The sequence below is a fragment of the Aquimarina algicola genome (assembly GCF_006443095.1).
Taxonomy (GTDB): Bacteria; Bacteroidota; Bacteroidia; order Flavobacteriales; family Flavobacteriaceae; genus Aquimarina; species Aquimarina algicola.
This window is the reverse complement of record NZ_VFWZ01000003.1, coordinates 308,751-329,323: the sequence shown is the minus strand read 5'-3', so window position 1 is coordinate 329,323 and position 20,573 is coordinate 308,751. Positions and strand designations below refer to the sequence as shown.

Genomic DNA, 20,573 nt, shown 5'->3' with positions numbered 1-20,573 from the left:
AGATTATTGAAATGATTTGGTAAACTTTTGAGATTTGCGTGTTTAAATCTGATAGTAATGAATGACTGTTAATCTTATTAGCTTTTCTATTTTAGTTTGTCTTTGTTCGCGTCTAACGTGTATGTGTGTTATTTCTCTAAAAGTAAATTATATAATATAAATAATAGCGACTCGAATTGAGATTGAAATCGCTATTACTTATATATGAAATTGATAATGATTATTTGACTTTTACCTGATCCCAAATCCCTGTCTTAGCAGTTTCTTGAGCATATTCTAAAAATGATTTTGCTTTTCGGCCTAAAACGCGTTCGATGTCATTAACGACTAGCTGATTTTTTGGATTTGTCAAAACATGACTAAATAAATACTCAATTAACCAAACAACATCATCAGGTATTTGCATTTTTTTCATGCCTTCTACATATTGTTCTAATGTAATGTCGTAAAAGTTTAAATTTCTATTACTAGCACTTGAAATGATATCTACAATTTGTTTAAAAGTAATTAATTCTGGGCCTGTTACTTCGATGATTTCTCCGTTATAAGAATCATCAAGTAAAACGGTTGCGGCAACTTCGGCTATATCATTAGCATCTACAAACGGGATTAAGACATTAGACATCGGTAATGCTACCTCTCCCGATAAAATAGGTTCTAAAAAGAAGCTTTCACTCCAATTTTGATTAAACCAAGAAGCTCTAACTATGGTGTACTTCATGCCAGAATCTATAATGATTTTTTCACAGGTTTCTGCTTCGGTTTCACCTTTTCCAGAAAGTAAAACTATTTTTTTTACTCCTAACTCTTTTGCTAAATAGGTTAAACTCTCTATAGCTTCTTTGGCTCCCGGAACAGCCAGGTCAGGATAATAGGTAACATACATTTTTTCGGTGTCGGTTAAGGCATTAGTCCAAGTATCTTTGTTGTTCCAGTCAAAGCTTGGTGTTGAATTTCTTGAACCAATTCTAGGTTTAATTCCTTTGTTTTGTAATTGCTCTACTACTCGGCGACCAGTTTTTCCGGTTCCTCCGATAACTAAAATGTTTGATTTCATAATAAATTGTTCAAATTATGATGCAAATCTATAGTTGCTGTAAACCAGTAACTTATTCAAAAAGAATTATGATTTATTCGAAAAGAATTTTATACTTGACTAGGTCTATAGCCAAATTTTTTTTCGAAGGCGTTAGAGAAAGAACCTAAACTATCGTAACCAACGGCCCAGGCCGCTTCTTGAATAGTTTTTTGTTCGTTCTTTATTAAGTTGTAAGCTTTTGTTAAACGTTTGTTTTGTAAGTATTTGAAAACAGGGACACCAAACTGCGCTTTGAATTCTATTTTTAGCTTATTGGTATTGGTTCCGATTCTATGTGCTAATTCTGTTAAAGAAGGAGGATTATCTAAATTGGATACTAATATTTCTTGGGCTAGATTAATTTTTTGAAGTTGAGAAGTGTTAAGTTTTGTATTTTGCTGTTTTGCCAATTGTCCAAAATAGTGAGAAAGTAAAGCTGTCATATGGCTTTTATAAAACAGCATTTTAATTTCACTTTGATATGTATTGCTGAAAAACTGTTCAACTATTTGAAACATTTCTGGACTCATATTAAATACCGGGCCTTCGACATAATGATCTTTTGGGTGTACTAACTGATGTAAAAACTTTTCCAAAAAGTGACCTTCACCATTAGGTAATTTGTCAATGTTTCTAATGGTTGTTGCTATCACTAAACATTTTAGCGATTTATGTTTAGAAACGTGATGTTCAAATTCTACTTTATTATCTGCATAAAAAGAGAGCACCATACCTTTGGTATGATTGAATTCTTTAATTTTTTCCTCAAATTTTACTTTTAGACCAACATCTCCAGCACCATAAAAAGCTATAGCAATTACAGGTTCGTCAAAAAAACATGAATCGATTGAATTGGTGTTGGTAGAAGCCTCTTCCAATAGGATCGTATAATCTTGTATGTCTATTATTTCACGATTCATCCTTTTGTTGATCTTAATGGGGTTTTGTTATTGTTAATGATCTCGGTTGTGAATGATTGTATGAATTTGCACTCAACTTAATAATCACATAGTAAGTTGGAGATTCTTATGGAATTCCCAAAATAGACGAGAATGAGCAATTATTTATGACTATTGTTGTACTTGTTACTTTTTTAATTTTTTATTTTCTTACAAGTTTAAGTATTTCTTTATTTATGAAATCTGCGTTTTCTTTTTTTGTGAAAATTGTTTGATGGTTGCCATTAATAAGAAATTGTTCGCCATCGGTTGATAATTGGATAAACTCTTTTTGTGTTAATATTTTCTCATTTAAAAAATTATCGGGATCAATCCCACTTTTACGATACGCTTCTTTGTCAATTTCAATTGCAGTAAAAACCTTGATAGGCAATGAGCCAAAATCATTAGCCGTACTTGCACTTTTTAGTGAAGAATGATAGCTTTCAATCTCTCTTTTATATGCTCTTGTACGTTTACCGTTCAATACAAAATCTCTCGTTCTCTCATTGATTTCGTTTGGTAATCCATGACCAGCTAATAATGGTTCTGAAAAACTCTCAAAAAGTCCTATAACACCTAGATCTGAAAAAAAGGCAGCCGTATTCAATAGAAAAAGTGTGGTTTTAAATCTAAATGAAGATTTTGATGCAGCGTTTAACCTTTCAACTTGTTCTGGATGCGTAGCATCTATAAAAACTAACGCTTGAACTTCATCTGGATAGAGCTTTGTAAAAACGCGAATATATGGCCCTCCCATTGAATGTCCTGCTAAGATATAGGGTGGTTTTTCTCCGGCTTTTTCTAGAAGTTGATGTAGCTCTTTTGCAATTGTTTCTGCGTTACGAGATTTATCGCTTAAATCGCTATATCCATTTCCTGCGCGATCATACCTAATAACTCTCAAACTATCTTTTAGTCCTTCGTTTAGCCAGTGATAATATTCTGTTGATGCACTTGCGCCGCCTTCTATAATAATAGTAGGTTTGTTGTTTTTTATTCCAGAAACATTTATATGTAATCTAGTGCCATCAACATCAATGAGTTTCCCTTCTGGATTATGAGATTCAGGACCAAGCAAACGAAACCCCAAACCGGCTAAAATAATTAGTACTAGTAATATCCCAATAATTTGAAAAAACTTTTTAAGAAATTTCTTTATCTTTTTTATCATTCAAATTTGCTTTAATGACAGACAAAAAGTGCATGCATGAAACGTAGCTAAAATATTCAAGTATTTTTTGATTTTTCTGCGCATTGATTGCTAACTTTTATCTTTTGCAAGCATTTCGCCTTATCAAATATACATGAACTATTCGATTAATCAATTAGCTGCTATGATCACATATATTTTGTTGTCATATGTACTTTTTATTTGGTTAATACTTGTTTCCATTTGTCTGATTCGGCATACTCTTTTACAATTCGATTCCGTTCAGTTAGTAAATCAGTCATATATTTTTCGAGAAATATTTTATCGGCTAACTTACCTAAAACTCCAAGTGGTGATTTATAATCAAAAAGATCAATCATCAACGTTCCGTCGTTTGAATCCTCAAAGTGATGTTCGTGTTTAAATTCGCTGAATGCTCCACTAACCATTTCATCCGAAAAGTAATTCGGTCGGTCAAATTCAGTTATTTTGGAAGTCAAATTCTGATAAATTCCAAAATGTTTTGCTCGCCAAGTTACGCTTTCGTTCATTCCTATTAACCCACTTGTTGTTCCTGCAATTGCAGTTTCATTCGTATGTTCAGTTGATATTTTATGTAAGTCAATACTTCGAGAGAGGTCGAAAACTACTTCTTTAATGGCTTTAATTTCAGTTCTTAACTCAATTCTCGGCATAAATTTATATTATAGTAAGGTTTTCAACTTTAATATTTTGGGAGTTTTCTTTCTTTTACTTGATATCGGTTATTTTATAAGTCATGCTGTTTATACTTATTTTTCGTTCCACTTTTGCTCAAATAAGTCAATGAACTGAGCATATCTTGAACCTTTTTTAGCATATTTTTTAGTCAATTTTGCCCATTCGTCAAATTTTTCTTTGTTTCTCAATTCAAAATATGATTGAGCCATATTTATTGCCATTTCACTTTTTTCAAAATTATTATTGGACATTTTAATTCCCTTACGATATGTTTTTTCAGCCTTTTCAATTCTGTTCAAATTCTTATAGGAAAACCCTAATTCTCTATAGAAATAAAAGTATTTAGGATTGTTTTCAATGGCCCTTTTTAAAATTAGAATTGCTTTTTCATATTGTCCTAAATGGTTATAGGCAAAAGATAATTCAAATTCAAGACCGTCAAAATGTGGCTCTATATCATAAGCTTTTAGAAGAGGGTCTAGGGCTAGTTCACTAGCACCAACATGATTATAATGGTATCCAATATTTTTTAAATATGAGACTTTATTGCTATTTTCTTTATAATATTTTAACCAACTGGGTTCAGCAGGTAAATTTAATTCGCTAAGTTTTTCTTTTGGGATGATTGAAACAGGTTTCCAATTTTGTTCAATTCTATATTTTGAATTAACAGTTGAGTCAATTGCCTTTGGTAAGTAATTATTTAAACTGTCGATTTTAAAAGTATTTCCTAATTGGTAAGTAAATCCTGCTTGTTCGTCTATGTATATAAATCCATAATAGAATGTCGAATCTGTTTCATTTTTGGGAAATGCAACTCATTTATCAACCGCTTCATAATATTTTTTGTCAAATTTTAATTTTGTTGGATTATCTTGAGCTAATCCAATAGTTGAAATGAATATTAATACTAAAAATATTATTTTCATAGTTTGTTTTAATTATGCACAACGCTAAATGTATGTGTCGTAGTAGCGCAAAATGTTACCTAGCTTTTCGGTTTTCTGTGAATTTTTATTTATTGTTAAACTTATAAAAATTCAGAACTTTATCGAAACTACAACAACTTTCGATTAACCAATTAATTGCTATGGTCAAATGTAGGTTGTTAGAGCACGTTTTTTGCTTTTAGAATACGTTGCGCTGCAGTTTTTGCTTCATTCACATATCCGCTATTTTCGTCCGCAATATTTTTCAATTCCGATTCAGGTTTCGATTTGAACTTTAGTTGGTAACTTTTAATTAGCTTTTCCGCTTCAATATTTTTGTCAGCTAACTCTTGTTCAGTCAATTCTTTTTCAGGAAACATTTCGTTTAATTGCTCTTTATTCAGGGCAAGGAATATAATTAACAAAGCTAAAAAGATTGGGTTGAAGTTAATAGGACCGATACTAAATATAATGTTCGAATAATAAATGTCAATTAAGTTTGTAATTCCGAGTACTAATGTCAATCCGAATATATAAGCAAACAATTTTTTGTTCTTGAAATAAAGTATTGTGGAGATTCCAATGAGACTTATTCCTAAGTAATGCTTATAATTCAGTACATAATTTGTGAGGAGTGTAATTCCGATTGAGTAGAGTAGGAGAAGAATACTGATCAATATTGGAATTATTTCTTTTTTCATAGTAGTGTGTTGTAACGTTTTGTGTATGGCTTGTTGCTTAATTTTCCGAAGGAAACATTCCAATAAGGAATCCAGCTGTAATAAGCTATACAATTTGTTGTGATATATTTTTTGTTTATTCAGTTACAATAATAATCATTCTAACAATCATAAATGTCCAAAGTCCGATTGCTGGTATTGACATTCCGATCAAAATCCATTTTTTGTTCAGATCTCTCCATGTCTTCCAGTGCTTTATTATCCGTCCTACTACAGCTAAACCAAGAATAAGAGCAGCTAACATAGAAGGTATAAAAAAGATGAAGTTAAATCCGAAATTGTGTGGTGCATAACCTTCTTTAATTCCTAACAGAGGTTCTCGAAGGAAGTTAATTCCAAGTGCAAAAAGTAAAATTCCACAACTTGCGAATGCCATTCGAGTTGTCCATTTTAATTTTTGTTTATGCATTTGACTTAATTCCACAATTCAGATTTAATATGTTACAACAATTCAATACATGTACCAATACACATATTCTGATTCTATTTTTTACAAACTTAAAGGTTTTAATGTTTCTAGAATCATATATGGCAATCCAAAGATTTGAAATGTAGTTGTTTTTGTTACCATGTGGTTTGTATAATGTTCCCATTTCAAATATCAAAACCTAAAAAAACAATTATTTTTTCTACAATAATAAGATATATCATTTCTTTTAATCGTCTATTTGGTATTTTTACAGCATTATTAGCCGCTTTTACAATCCTCCTGTTATGATCGATCATAGAGACGAAATTTTATTTACTGCTGCTATAGTATTGATGCTATTTTTGATTTTATTAATGACAAAAAGAGTGATCAAAAAATTCTCGGTACTACGATCGATAAACCCAAATAGGAGAAGAACGATCATTAACCTGTCTTATCTGTTTCATTATACAGGAGCAGCCATTGCAATAGTAGTCATATGGGGAGTTAATTTAGAACAATTTACGGTTTTTATTTCTTCAATTTTAGCAATACTTGGGATTGCATTTTTTGCGCAATGGTCTATCTTATCAAATCTTACTGCAAGTATTATATTATTTTTTAGCCATCCTGTTAGAATAGGAGATCGCATTCGTGTTTTGGATAAAGATTTTAATTGGACAGGACAAGTCAAAGATATCACAGGGTTTTATTTATTTATGATTACTGATCGTGGCGAAAGCATTGTGTTACCTACTTCTTTGGTTATACAAAAAGGAATTCAGATTATGGGAGATGTTACCGAGAGGCAATATGAAGAAGAAAACAAATCAAAGTGAATTCTAAAACGCAATATACCCAATTGATCAAAGACAAAGCCAAACGGCTTGGTTTTTTGTCTTGTGGCGTTTCTAAAGCAGAATTTCTAGAACAAGAAGCACCTCGGTTAGAAAAATGGCTTAATCAGAATATGCATGGAGAGATGAAGTATATGGAAAACCATTTTGATAAGCGTCTTGATCCTACCAAATTGGTTGAGGGTTCTAAAAGTGTCGTTTCATTACTACTTAATTATTTTCCTTCTGCCGGACAGCAAGATCCTGAAGCGCCCAAAATATCAAAATACGCATATGGCACAGATTATCATTTTGTTATTAAAGATAAATTAAAACAACTCTTATTTTTTATACAAGAAGAAATAGGAGACGTACATGGTCGTGCTTTTGTTGATTCTGCTCCGGTTCTCGATAAGGCATGGGCCGCAAAAAGCGGTTTGGGATGGATTGGTAAAAATAGCAATTTACTTACAAGGCAAGTAGGGTCTTTTTATTTTATTGCAGAATTGATCATCGATCTCGAACTAGAATATGACACCCCTGTAACCGATCATTGCGGTACCTGTACAGCTTGTATAGATGCCTGTCCTACCCAGGCAATTGTAGAACCCTATGTGGTAGATGGAAGTAAATGTATCTCTTATTTTACAATTGAACTCAAAGATGAAATCCCTTCAGGTTATAAAAATAAATTTGATGATTGGATGTTTGGTTGTGATGTATGTCAAGATGTATGTCCATGGAATCGATTTTCTAAACCACATAATGAACCTCTTTTTAACCCAAAGCCGGAATTATTAGAAATGTCTAAAAAAGATTGGCAGGAAATTACACAAGAAGTTTTCTCAAAAATATTTCAAAAATCTGCTGTAAAACGAACCAAATTTTCTGGATTGCAGAGAAATATCAAGTTTTTAGGAGAGTAAATGCTCGAATTTCTATTTTGTACATTACAAATCTGAAAAAATACTAAGAATATAGTGGTGACATGAGGATTGTACAACTTTATCATTATTTTTATTACTTGTTTCTTTTAACAATACCAACAAAAATGATGAATACTCAGTTAAAATATATGCTCATTGTATCTTCTTTAATTATACTAAATAGTTGTAAACAAGAAGCTACCAAAGAACCAATACGCTACAGTGAGATCATGAATAATCTTCTAAAACAAGAAGATACTGATGGAGATAAGAAAATAACAATTGAAGACAAAGGACCTAAAAAATTTGATTTTATAAATACAAAGGGAACTTCATCTACAATAGAAGGTACGTATCATTTGTCAAACCTTCTTCAAGAACTAGCAATCTTAAAAGAAAAAGATACAATTCGTTTGGATAGAGTAAAAGAAATGCCTAGTTATAGGATTTCTCGTTTGATCAAAACTCGATACTGGGATAATCTTACACGATCAATTGATAAAAAAGGTTTAGAAAAAGTATTAGGGGATACAAAGTCTGATGTAGATACACTTCGATTATATATTCCTCATCAGGATTCAATAGCATTTAGATATTTTAATGAGTTAGAAAATGAATTCTCAAAATTAAAAGTAGTTAAACTACCAGAAGAGATTACTCCACATTTTGTAAAAAGCATAAATGATAAACCTGGAATTCTTAATCTAGCATACACACACAAAGACCAACAAGTCAAAGGCGTTCCTTTTGTCGTTCCGGGAGGTAGGTTTAATGAAATGTATGGTTGGGATAGCTATTTTGAGTCAGTAGGATTACTTATTGATGGTAGAGCCGACCTTGCTATAGCCATGGCAGAAAATTTTAGTTATCAAATAAAGCACTATGGGAAAATCTTAAACGCAAACAGAAGCTATTACCTTACGCGAACCCAACCTCCCTTCTTTAGTTCTCTGATCAAAGAAATCTATGAACATAATCACCAGATTTCAAAAGAATGGATATCAGATCAATTAAAAATGGTTATACAGGAGTATGAAAATGTTTGGATGCAAAAAGACGTTCGGTTAACATCAACAGGGCTTAACCGTTTTTATGGAGAAGGGGTAGGAATTCCTCCTGAAACTGAAGAAGGACATTTTGATGTTGTATTGAAAAAATATGCAGATAAACATGAATTGGATTTTAATTCTTTTGTAGAGCAGTATAAGGATGAAAGAATTAAGGATGTAGAACTCGATCAGTATTTTACGCATGATAGATCCATGAGAGAAAGTGGTCACGATACCTCTAATCGACTCGATGCCGTTTGTGCTGACCTTAATACAGTCGGATTAAATAGTTCGTTGTATAAATATGAAACAGATATTGCCTACTTAATCAAGAATGTATTTGAAGATAATTTTACTGTTGCAAATAAAAAATATAATGCTGCATATTGGCTTAGCAAAGCAGAACAACGCAAGAAACTAATGAATGCTTTGATGTGGAATGAACAAGTAGGAGTATTCTATGATTATAATTTTGTTACAAAAAGTCAGGCTCAAATAGAATCTACAACAAATTACTATCCATTGTGGGCTGGATTATGTACAGAAGATCAGGCAGCATCATTAGTAAAGAATTTATTTAAAAACCTGATGCAAAAAGGAGGGCTGGCAGGAACAGGAGATATTGCAGATCATTCAAATCCAAATGCTCCACAACGGCAATGGGATTTCCCCAATGGTTGGGCGCCACACCAAATGATGATGTGGAGAGGATTGCTTAATTATGGATATGAAGAAGAAGCCCAAGAACTCATATATCGATGGTTGTGGACGATCACAAAAAATGCTGTGGACTACAATGGTACAATACCTGAAAAATATGATGTTGTGAATTGTACTCATAAAGTATATGCAGAATATGGTAATGTAGGGACCGAGTTCGATTATATTACACCTAGTGGTTTTGGTTGGATGAATGCTTCCTATCAATTAGGGATAAGTCTTATCAATAAAGAATTGAGGTCTCAATTAGATCAATTGACCGATCCTGATAGTATTTTTAAAGAATAATGCCTAAAACTCATGTAATCATTAATATTATCTATCCAAAAAAGTGATTTGCTCCTCTGATTTGTATTTTTTTGAAGATTACTCCCTTTTAATTTTTGCATCTCATTCGGACTTGTACCTTTGTAATAGATATTAAACAAGAGACCAGACCAAAATTGGCTTATATATTTTAGTTTTGATCTGCTTTTTTTGGAAAAAGCGGTTTTAAAATCAAAGTTATCATATTGATAGTAGATATTTTTTTAGATATTTATGATCAGGTTTCTAATCTGAAAATATAATTTTTTACACATTTATCTTGATTGAGTATGAGTATCGAAAGTAAAAGAAGAGAAGCTTTAGTATATCACGCAAAGCCTACTCCCGGTAAGATCAAAGTAGTGCCAACCAAAAAATATGCAACACAACGAGACCTTTCTCTTGCATATTCTCCAGGTGTGGCCGAACCTTGCCTTGAAATTGAAAAAAATAAAGATAATGCTTATCGCTATACAGCCAAAGGTAATTTGGTGGCAGTGATTTCTAACGGTACTGCTGTTTTGGGATTAGGAGATATAGGACCTGAGGCCTCTAAACCAGTAATGGAAGGTAAAGGTTTATTGTTCAAGATTTTTGCTGATATAGATGTTTTTGATATAGAAGTAGATACCAAAGATGTGGATGCTTTTATTGAAACCGTAAAAAATATAGCACCCACTTTTGGAGGTATTAATCTAGAAGATATTAAAGCTCCCGAAGCATTTGAGATAGAAAGAAGACTTAAAGAAGAGCTTGATATACCAGTGATGCATGATGATCAACATGGTACCGCAATTATTTCTGCTGCCGCTTTGCTTAATGCACTTGAACTCGCCAACAAAAAAATTGAAGATGTTAGAATAGTCGTAAGTGGAGCAGGAGCAGCTGCAGTATCTTGTACACGTTTATATAAAGCATTTGGTGCCAAAGCAGAAAATATTGTAATGACTGATAGTAAGGGAGTGATCAGAAAAGATAGAGAAAACCTTACCAAAGAAAAAGCAGAATTCGCTACAAGTCGAGATCTAAATACCTTAGAAGAGGCAATGCACTATGCAGATGTGTTTATAGGATTGTCTATGGCTAATTTGGTAACACCAGAAATGTTGCTTTCGATGTCAGACAATCCCATCGTTTTTGCAATGGCTAATCCAGATCCTGAGATAGATTATAACCTTGCTATCCAGACGCGTGATGATATTATCATGGCTACTGGTCGAAGTGATAATCCTAATCAAGTGAATAATGTACTTGGTTTTCCTTTTATTTTTAGAGGAGCATTAGATGTCAGAGCAACTTCTATTAATGAAGAGATGAAAATGGCTGCGGTTGTAGCCTTGGCAGAATTAGCAAAAGAACCTGTTCCTGAGCAAGTAAATATTGCTTATGGAGAGACGAGATTAAATTTTGGAAAAGAATATATTATCCCTAAACCCTTTGATCCTCGACTTATTGCAAAAGTTCCTCCTGCGGTTGCCAAAGCTGCAATAGAAAGTGGTGTTGCAAAAGAGCCTATTACCAATTGGGAAAAGTATGAAGATGAACTTCTAGAGCGCATGGGTAATGATAATAAACTAGTGAGATTATTACTTGATAGAGCTAGAACCAATCCTAAAAAAGTAGTATTTGCAGAAGGAGATCATCTTGATGTATTAAAAGCTGCTCAAACGGTAAAAGAAGAAGGAATCGCAATACCTATTTTGTTAGGACGTAAAGACCTGATTTTAGAATTGATGGGTGAAATTGATTTTTCTCCCGAAGGAATTGAAATTATAGACCCCAAGGCAGACGAAGAACTTGAGCGTAAAAATAAATATGCCAAAAAATATTGGCAAACACATAAACGTAAAGGAATTACTCAATATGATGCCGAAAAGAAGATGAGAGAACGTAATTACTTTGCAGCAATGATGGTTAATGAAGGTGATGCTGATGCATTACTTTCTGGTTATGCAAGAAGTTATCCAAGTGTGGTGAAGCCTATGTTGGATCTAATAGGTTTAGCCAAAGGCGCTACTCGAACAGCAGCAATGAATGTGATGATGACAGACAAAGGACCTTTATTTATTAGTGATTCTTCAATCAATATAGACCCTTCTTCCAAAGAACTGGCAAAGATTGCCCAGATGACAGCTAGAACTGTAGAAATGTTTGGGATTAAACCTATTATAGCAATGGTGTCGTATGCAAATTTTGGATCTTCAAAACATCCAACAGCGACAAAAGTACAGGATGCAGTTGCATATTTACATAGATACTATCCTGATTTGGTTGTAGATGGAGGTTTACAAATGAATTTTGCATTAAATAGAAAAATGCGCAAAGATAAGTTTCCATTTTCTAAGCTCAATGGGCAAAAAGTAAATACACTGGTATTTCCAAACCTAGATGCAGCAAATAGTAATTACAAATTATTAAGTGAACTAAACAATGCAGAATCAATTGGCCCTATTATGATGGGGATGAGAAAACCTGTACATATCCTTCAATTAGGTGCGAGTGTGGAAGAAATGATTAATATGGCAGCAGTAGCAGTAATTGATGCCCAGGAGAAAGAAAAAAGAGAATTACATCTATCATTAATGGAAAAAGGGGTGTAATTACATTATTTAAAAGTAAATTATAACTCTATCGGTTTATAATATTATGATGTATAAAATTATAGTAAAGGATTATTTCTTTATCAAAGAAATAATCCTTTACTGTTTTTTGATGTTTTCAATATGAGAATACATGAAATTTCTTATTTCAAATTTGTATAGAGTATTAAGAACTATTTTGTTAAGCACTTCTTTGTATACTGCTTATATATTATAATTTTATTACATTTGGTTGCTTAACATCAACTCAGCAAATGATCACACATATCAAAGGTAAGCTTGTCGAAAAAAATCCAACAGATGTCGTAATCGAATGTGGAGGCGTAGGATATATATTACATATTTCGCTGCATACTTTCTCTTTACTTCCGCAAGGAGAAGCAATACAATTATATACTCACCTTCAGGTTAAAGAAGATTCTCATACTTTATTTGGTTTTGCCGAAAAATCAGAAAGAGAAATATTCAGGCTTTTAATTTCAGTTTCGGGGATAGGGTCAAGTACTGCAAGAACAATGTTGTCTTCATTACACCCGAATCAGGTTAAGGAAGCTATTGCTTCAAACGATGTGGCTACAATACAGTCTATTAAAGGGATTGGAGCTAAAACAGCACAACGCGTAATCATCGATTTAAAGGATAAAATTCTTAAAGTTTATGACATTGATGAAGTTTCTGTATCCCAAAACAATACTAATAAAGAAGAAGCGTTATCAGCATTAGAAACTCTAGGATTCAACAGAAAACTTGCAGAGAAAGCAATTGATAGAGTTTTAAAAGAAGCCCCCGAACAAACCGTAGAAAATATTATTAAACAAGCACTAAAAAATTTATAAAAACATTGGGTTCACTACATCGATTACGCTCTGGTTTTTTTAAGGTAATACTATATTTTGCAATACTCTTTTGCAATGCACAATTATATAGTCAAGAGAATGAAACCGTTCGTGATTCTACAAGTACTACATATTCTTTAGGAGAACTTACACTACCTGACCCCAATAGTATAGTGACCAAATATGAATATGACCCTGTGACTGATCGATATATTTATCGTGAAATGCTCGGGGATTTTAATGTTCGCTATCCTTTATTTTTGACGCCCGAAGAATTTGAAGCTTTGGTAGCCGAAGAACAACGAAGATCATATTTTAAAGAGAAAATAGACGCCTTTAGTGGAAAAAAAGAAGGCAGTGAAGAGCAGCGTAAAAACCTATTGCCTGTTTTTTATGTAAATTCTAACTTTTTTGAATCTGTTTTTGGTAGTAATGAGATAGAAATTATACCTCAAGGTTCTGTAGAAATGGATTTGGGACTTTTGTTTACCAAACAAGATAACCCTGCTTTTTCTCCTCGTAACCGTAGTAATATAACTTTTGACTTTGATCAAAGAATCAGCTTGAGTTTGTTAGGTAAAATCGGGACAAGACTTCAAATTACAGCTAATTATGATACCGAATCAACTTTTGATTTTCAAAATCAATTAAAATTAGAATATACTCCTACAGAAGATGATATCATTCAAAGTATAGAAGTCGGTAATGTTAATATGCCGCTTAACAGTTCTTTGATCCAAGGAGCTCAAAGTCTTTTTGGAGTAAAAATGGGGCTTCAATTTGGTAGAACTACAATTACCGGGGTCTATTCAGAACAAAATTCTGAAACTCGATCTGTAAGTGTAGAAGGAGGAGGAACGGTCGAAGATTTTGAACTTTTTGCCCTTGATTACGACGAAAACAGGCATTTTTTCTTATCTCATTATTTTAGAGATACCTATGATCGATCATTGGCAAATTATCCTTTTATAAACAATAATGTACAGATTACAAGAATAGAGGTTTGGGTTACCAATCGAGCTACTAGTGCGCAAACTCTTAATAATGCTCGTAATATTGTTGCATTGCAAGATTTAGGTGAGGCTCCCGTAGCAGGTAACTTTACTATTCCTGCATCTCTCTTTAATACAGGTTCAGGAGCATTTCCTGATAATAGTAATAATGATCTTGATCCTACTAGAATAGGAGGGGCAGGTCCTGTCACAGAAGCTGTAAGACAAATATCAACCGTGCAAAGAGGTTTTACAGGGGCTATTTCTTCTTTTAATGAGGGATTCGATTATGCTATTTTAGAAAATGCTAGAAAACTAAACGAAAGTGAGTATACTGTAAATACGCAATTAGGATACATTTCTTTGAATCAGCGATTGAATAATGACGAAGTGCTTGGGGTTGCTTTTCAATATACAGTTGGAGGAGAAGTATTTCAGGTAGGAGAATTTGCCAATGATGGAGTAGATGCTACAGTAGGTAATAATACAGGAATAGATACAGATGCTGTAACTGCCGGATCGAGCCAGAACTTAGTCGTTAAAATGCTTAAGAGTCCTATTATAAATGTAAGATTACCAAATTGGGATCTGATGATGAAAAACATTTATAGTACAGGTGCTTTTAGACTAGAACAAGAAGATTTCAGACTTAATATTTTATATACAAATCCGTCACCTGTTAATTTTATTACAACTGCAGAAGGTTCTTCTGTAGCACTTCCTGAAGATGTAGAAAGAACAGCACTTATTCAGGTATTTAATATGGATCGTCTTAATCCTAATAATGACCCTATTCAAGGTGGTGATGGTTTCTTTGATTATGTGCCGGGTATAACTATAGATCCTGAAAATGGTAGAATTATCTTTTCAACTATAGAACCTTTTGGAAGGCATCTTTTTGATAAGCTTGATAATGGTCCTGTACGAGGAGATTATAATAATCCCGGTAGCTATAATCCAAATCAAGAACAATATGTATTTAGAGACTTATATACAGAAACAAAAGTTATAGCAGAGCAAAGATCTGCGGATAAAAATTATTTTCAACTTAAAGGGCGATACAAGTCCTCTGGTCAGGATGGGATATCTCTTGGAGCATTCAATGTTCCACAAGGTTCTGTTACTGTAACTGCGGGAGGAAGAGTGTTGCAAGAGGGAGTTGATTATACGGTTAACTATCAGTTGGGTAGGGTGACTATATTAGATGAGGCTTTATTAGCTTCAAACACACCAATTCAGGTTTCTACAGAGAATAATGCTGTGTTTGGACAACAAACAAAAAGATTTACCGGAATTAACATAGAACATAAGTTTAATGACGATTTTATTGTAGGAGGAACATTTTTAAATTTAAATGAAAGACCGATTACGCAAAAATCCAATTATGATTTTGAACCTATCAATAATACAATATTAGGATTGAATGTATCTTATGCTACAGAGGTTCCTTTGCTGACTCGACTGGTGAATAAACTTCCGAATATAGATACAGATGTACCATCAAATGTATCTGTAAGAGCTGAAGGAGCTTATTTGATTGCCGGAGCACCGAGAGGAGCTGACTTTGATGGTAAAGTAACTACATACATTGATGATTTTGAAGGGGCACAAACTCGTGTAGATGTAAGCTCGCCATTATCATGGGAACTTAGTAGTGTGCCTGTAGGTTTTGGAAATCCTGATGATCCTAACAGTGAAGAAATTGTTGATGGGATCGAATCAGGATATAGAAGAGCAAAATTATCCTGGTATTCTATCGATCCGATATTTTATAGTAATAGTAGACCTAGCGGGATCTCTGAAGAAGATATATCTGATAATACTGCTCGTAGAGTGTTTATTGATGAGGTATTTCCTGATACCGATGTCGTACAGGGGCAATCTTTAGCGCTTTTTACATTAGATTTAAATTACGATCCGGGTACAAGAGGTCAGTACAATTTTAATCCTGCTTACGCTCCGGGAAGCAGTCTTCCTGCTCCTGATCCTAGAGATAATTTTGCAGGGATTACAAGACAATTAACCTCTACAAATTTTGAACAGGCAAATGTAGAATTTATAGAATTCTGGTTATTGGATCCTTTTCAATATGATGATATAGATAATCCGGGAGGAACTATAGTTTTTAACTTGGGTAATATTAGTGAAGATGTATTAAAAGATGGTCGAAAACAATATGAAAATGGATTGCCCGACGGTACTGGTAATGCAAATGTTTTGGATACTGATTATGCTAGAGTGCCTGTTAACCAATCTTTGATTTATGCATTTGATACAGAAGGACAGGCAAGAGTAAATCAAGATACAGGTTTTGATGGATTAGGTGATGCAGATGAGAGACAAAAACCAGAATACGGAGCTTTTCAGTCTTTAGATGATCCTTCGGGTGATAACTACACATATTTCTTACAAGCAGAAGGTAATGTTCTTGAACGCTATAGAAATTTTAATGGAGTAGAAGGGAACTCTCCTACTACTGTAACAAATGATGATCGAGGTAATACTACATTTCCTACAGCAGAAGACGTGAATAGGGATAATACAATGAATACTATTAATAGTTATTTTGAGTATGAAATTCCGATTTTTAGAGGAATGGATATCGGAAATGATGGAGGTACAGGATATATTTCTGATGTTAGAGATATTGAGACTGATGCATTTGGTCGTGTGATCCGCACAAGGTGGGTACGATTCAAAGTTCCAATATATGAGCCGGATAGATCTATAAATATTAGCGACTTTAGATCTATACGATTTATGAGAATGTATCTTACTAATTTTTCTCAACCTACATTATTGCGTTTTGCAAATATGGATTTGGTAAGAGGAGATTATAGACGATACGTTGTTGAAGGGAATACAACTACAAACCCAACTAGTGGTATCAATGTCTTTGGTGATAGTGAGGTGATTGTTACATCTGTGAGTGAGGAAGAAACACCTAATTATATTGTCCCCCCGGGAGTAGTAAGAGAGCAGTTAAATAACAATAACAATATCATTCGAGAGGATGAACGGTCTTTGGCGCTTACAGTAAATAGATTACAATCAGGAGATGCAAGAGGAGTTTACAAGAACTTTAATGTAGATATGAGGCAGTATGAGAATCTCGAATTGTTTTTACATGCCGAAAGCGTACCGAATGAGCCTGTTATCAATGATGGAGAACTTACCGCTTTTGTTAGAATGGGTAACGATTTTACCGATAACTTTTATCAGATAGAACTTCCATTAGTGGTTTCAGATCGAACAGATACCTCTCCTACTTCTGAAGAAACCTGGCCGGATGCTAACCGATTAAGCCTTCCTTTAGAAGTGCTTCAAAGAATAAAATCAAATGTAATTGGCGATCAAAATTTTGCCTCTACAGATTTAAACTTTTTTCCGGGACCAGATAATTTAAGAGTTGGGATAAAAGGTAATCCAAACCTAGGTGACATTAGAGTATTAATGGTAGGGATAAAAAATGATAGTGGAAGCGATCAATCCGGTACGGTTTGGTTTAATGAAATGAGATTGAGCGATCTTAAAAATAGAGGTGGATGGGCTACTGTTGGTAGTTTGGATGCTAATATTGCTGATTTTGCAAACATTAGTGCTTCGGGTAGAATAAGCACTATAGGATTTGGGGGGATCGAGCAAGGGCCTAATGAAAGAAGTCTTGAAGATATCAAACAATATGACCTAACAACTAATGTAAACTTAGGACAATTATTTCCTAAAAAATGGGGACTTCAGATACCTTTTAACTATAGTAGAGGAGAAGAATTGATTACACCTCAATATGATCAGGAATTTCAAGACCTTGAATTGCAAGATAGATTAGATAATACGGCTGATCCTCAAGAACGAGAACGTATAGAAAGGCAATCTACAAGTTATACAAAAAGGCAAAGTTTTAATGTTATTGGTCTTCGTAAAGAACGAACAGGGGATAAAAAACCTATGCCATATGATGTAGAAAATTTAACATTTTCAGGAACATATAACCAAGAAGACCATAGAGATTTTGAAATAGAAAGATCTCTTGAGCAAACAGTAAGAGTAGGGGCTACATATGATTTTAGTTTTCAGCCAAAGGAAATAGAGCCTCTTAAAAACGCTAAGTTTTTAGGCAAAAGTAAATATTTGAATATACTCAAGGATTTTAATTTTAACCTTCTTCCAACAAATATATCTGTAGGGACTAATATTAATCGACAGTATAATGAGCAGGTTTTTAGAGATCTTAGTCTGTCAGATAATGAAGATAATATATCTCCTCCAACCTTGTTTCAGCGTAATTTCTTTTATGATTGGCAATATGGAATAAATTACAACTTATCAAAATCATTGAATTTTAGTTTTACCTCTTCTAATAATAGAATCGTAAAGAATTTTATAGACGAAAATAATAATGTAGATAATGAGATAGATATCTGGAGTGGATTTTTTGATATAGGAGATGCAAACACACTTAATCAGCAATTACAGGTTAATTATGAGATTCCTATTAATAAAATACCTCTTTTTAAGTTTATAAGGGGAACATATTCTTATAATGCAGACTTTCAATGGGTAAAAGGAAGTGAAGCTTTAAAAACGTTAGAGGATATTCCTGACTTGGGGAATACAGTTCAAAATGCTAATGTGCATACATTGAACGGGTCTTTAGATATGAATACGCTTTATAAGTACGTAGGATTAACAAAGAAAAAACCAGGGCAACGAAAAAAATCAAAGAAAAAATCTGATAAGAAGAATAAAGATAAAAATGCTAAAGCTCTGGGAGAACCAGAACCTTCTAGAAAAGCATCAGGAGGCAGTAGCTCAGGAAAAAGAAGAGGAAAGCTTACTGTAGGAGAAAAAGCATATAATTCTGTCATAGGTTTACTTACAGCTATCAAAAAAGTAAATATTAATTATCAACAGGATAATGGAATCTTTTTGCCTGGATATGTAAGAGAACCAGGGTTTATGGGAACCCTTAAGCCGGGAGCAGGTTTTGTTTTTGGTAGTCAAGCAGAAATAAGAGATATAGCAGCTCGTAATGGTTGGTTAACTTTGTATCAAGATTTTAATGAGCAATATAGAGAAGTTGAAGGAAGACAATTGAATGTTCAGGCGTCTCTTGGTCTTATTAAAGATCTGAAAATTGATATTAGTGCAAATAGAAATTATTCTGAAACCTATACCGAAAATTATAGGGTGAATCTTGATACTGATGGTAATATAGATGTAGATAACCCATATTCTTCACTTACTCCTAATACTTTTGGTAATTTCACGATTTCTACAATGCTTATCAGTACAGCTTTTCAAACCAGTGATGAGTTTAATTCTGAAGCATTTGAAGAGTTTAGACAAAATAGACAAGTTGTTGCAGATCGTTTGGCCGAAGATTTTTATGGAACAACTAATTTTCCAAGAAGTGAAGAACAAGAGCCTAATGGCTATCGCTATCCTATAGGATTTGGTAAAACAAATCAAGCGGTTCTTTTACCTGCGTTTTTATCTGCATATTCTGGTGCTGATCCTTCAAAAGTGCAGAAAGGGGCTTTTCGAGATGTGCCTTTGCCTAATTGGGATGTAAAATATACCGGTTTAATGAACTTAAAATGGTTTAAAAAACGTTTTAAGAGATTTTCTGTAGCTCATGGATATCGAGCAAATTATTCTATAAATCAATTTCAAACAAATTTAGAATTTAGAAACCCTACTGATGTAGATCAATCAGGTAATTTCAGAAATCCAATTCTATTTTCTAATATCAATCTAACAGAGCAATTTAGCCCTCTTGTACGATTAGATATGGAGATGAAAAGTTCTATAAAAATTCTTGCAGAATGGAAAAAAGATAGAGCATTGTCTTTAAGTTTTGATAATAATTTGCTTACAGAAATTCAAGGAAACGAGTATATAATTGGTTTAGGTTATAGATTAAAAGATCTTTCTTTTGCAACTAGGATTACAGGTAGAAAACAAATCATTAAGAGTGATCTTAATCTTAGAGCAGACCTTTCTCTAAGAAGAAATGAAACATTTACCAGGTTTTTGGATGTAGATAATACTCAAATTACTGCGGGACAAGATATTTATGGGGTTAAGCTTACTGCGGATTATGCATTGAGTAAGAACCTAACCGCATTATTCTTTTATGATCACACATTCTCAGAATATTCGATATCAACAGCATTTCCACAAACGACTATTAGAGGAGGTTTTACTATTAGATACAATTTCGGAAATTAGAGTGTTTTTATTGTTTAATAGACAGTGAAAATCATTTTATGATATTTTTTTGTCTGTTGTTCTGAAAATCTGATAAAATAAATTTATTTTCGTCTTCTATAAAATTA

13 protein-coding genes are annotated in these 20,573 nt (G+C 33.3%); 6 read left to right on the top strand and 7 right to left on the bottom strand.

Annotated elements, in window-relative coordinates:
• Positions 1-220 precede the first annotated feature (220 nt).
• The 7 genes from FHK87_RS12315 to FHK87_RS12285 all read right to left on the bottom strand — a co-directional run bounded on the left by FHK87_RS12315 (position 221) and on the right by FHK87_RS12285 (position 5,934).
• Positions 221-1,057, bottom strand: coding sequence for an NmrA family NAD(P)-binding protein (locus FHK87_RS12315; RefSeq protein WP_140593287.1), 837 nt, complete (start codon positions 1,055-1,057; stop codon positions 221-223).
• A gap of 89 nt (positions 1,058-1,146) precedes the next feature.
• The gene (locus FHK87_RS12310) at positions 1,147-1,998 is read right to left on the bottom strand and encodes a helix-turn-helix domain-containing protein (RefSeq protein WP_140593284.1); all 852 of its coding nucleotides are present in this window, start codon (positions 1,996-1,998) and stop codon (positions 1,147-1,149) included.
• Positions 1,999-2,179: 181 nt separating this feature from the next.
• Positions 2,180-3,190 (bottom strand): alpha/beta fold hydrolase, encoded by a 1,011-nt coding sequence (locus FHK87_RS12305; protein ID WP_140593282.1) that lies wholly within the window; start codon positions 3,188-3,190, stop codon positions 2,180-2,182.
• Between the two features lie 197 nt (positions 3,191-3,387).
• Entirely contained in the window at positions 3,388-3,864 is a 477-nt protein-coding gene (locus FHK87_RS12300; protein ID WP_140593280.1) for an SRPBCC family protein, read from the bottom strand.
• Between the two features lie 96 nt (positions 3,865-3,960).
• On the bottom strand, positions 3,961-4,344 hold the full coding sequence (locus FHK87_RS26230; RefSeq protein ID WP_226294242.1) for a tetratricopeptide repeat protein: 384 nt from the start codon (positions 4,342-4,344) through the stop codon (positions 3,961-3,963).
• A 653-nt stretch (positions 4,345-4,997) separates the two neighbouring features.
• Positions 4,998-5,519, bottom strand: a complete 522-nt coding sequence (locus tag FHK87_RS12290; RefSeq protein WP_140593276.1) for a hypothetical protein — start codon at positions 5,517-5,519, stop codon at positions 4,998-5,000.
• A 115-nt stretch (positions 5,520-5,634) separates the two neighbouring features.
• Positions 5,635-5,934, bottom strand: coding sequence for a hypothetical protein (locus tag FHK87_RS12285; protein WP_140593948.1), 300 nt, complete (start codon positions 5,932-5,934; stop codon positions 5,635-5,637).
• Between the two features lie 338 nt (positions 5,935-6,272).
• Here FHK87_RS12285 and FHK87_RS12280 point away from each other — a divergent pair, with 338 nt between their 5' ends.
• From FHK87_RS12280 to sov, 6 genes are all read left to right on the top strand, one after another.
• Positions 6,273-6,806 carry a mechanosensitive ion channel domain-containing protein gene (locus tag FHK87_RS12280; protein WP_140593274.1) on the top strand — a complete coding sequence of 178 codons (534 nt, stop codon included), beginning with the start codon at positions 6,273-6,275 and terminating at the stop codon, positions 6,804-6,806.
• Entirely contained in the window at positions 6,803-7,729 is a 927-nt protein-coding gene (gene queG, locus FHK87_RS12275; protein WP_140593272.1) for a tRNA epoxyqueuosine(34) reductase QueG, read from the top strand. The genes FHK87_RS12280 and queG overlap by 4 nt, the downstream gene beginning before the upstream one ends.
• A gap of 125 nt (positions 7,730-7,854) precedes the next feature.
• On the top strand, positions 7,855-9,786 hold the full coding sequence (locus FHK87_RS12270) for an alpha,alpha-trehalase (protein WP_317133544.1): 1,932 nt from the start codon (positions 7,855-7,857) through the stop codon (positions 9,784-9,786).
• Positions 9,787-10,094: 308 nt separating this feature from the next.
• Positions 10,095-12,404 carry an NADP-dependent malic enzyme gene (locus tag FHK87_RS12265; RefSeq protein WP_140593270.1) on the top strand — a complete coding sequence of 770 codons (2,310 nt, stop codon included), beginning with the start codon at positions 10,095-10,097 and terminating at the stop codon, positions 12,402-12,404.
• 254 nt (positions 12,405-12,658) lie between these two features.
• A complete protein-coding gene (gene ruvA / locus FHK87_RS12260) occupies positions 12,659-13,240 on the top strand; it encodes a Holliday junction branch migration protein RuvA (protein WP_140593267.1) in 582 nt (193 codons plus the stop codon).
• Between the two features lie 5 nt (positions 13,241-13,245).
• Positions 13,246-20,466, top strand: coding sequence for a T9SS outer membrane translocon Sov/SprA (gene sov, locus FHK87_RS12255; RefSeq protein WP_226294220.1), 7,221 nt, complete (start codon positions 13,246-13,248; stop codon positions 20,464-20,466).
• Positions 20,467-20,573 lie beyond the last annotated feature (107 nt).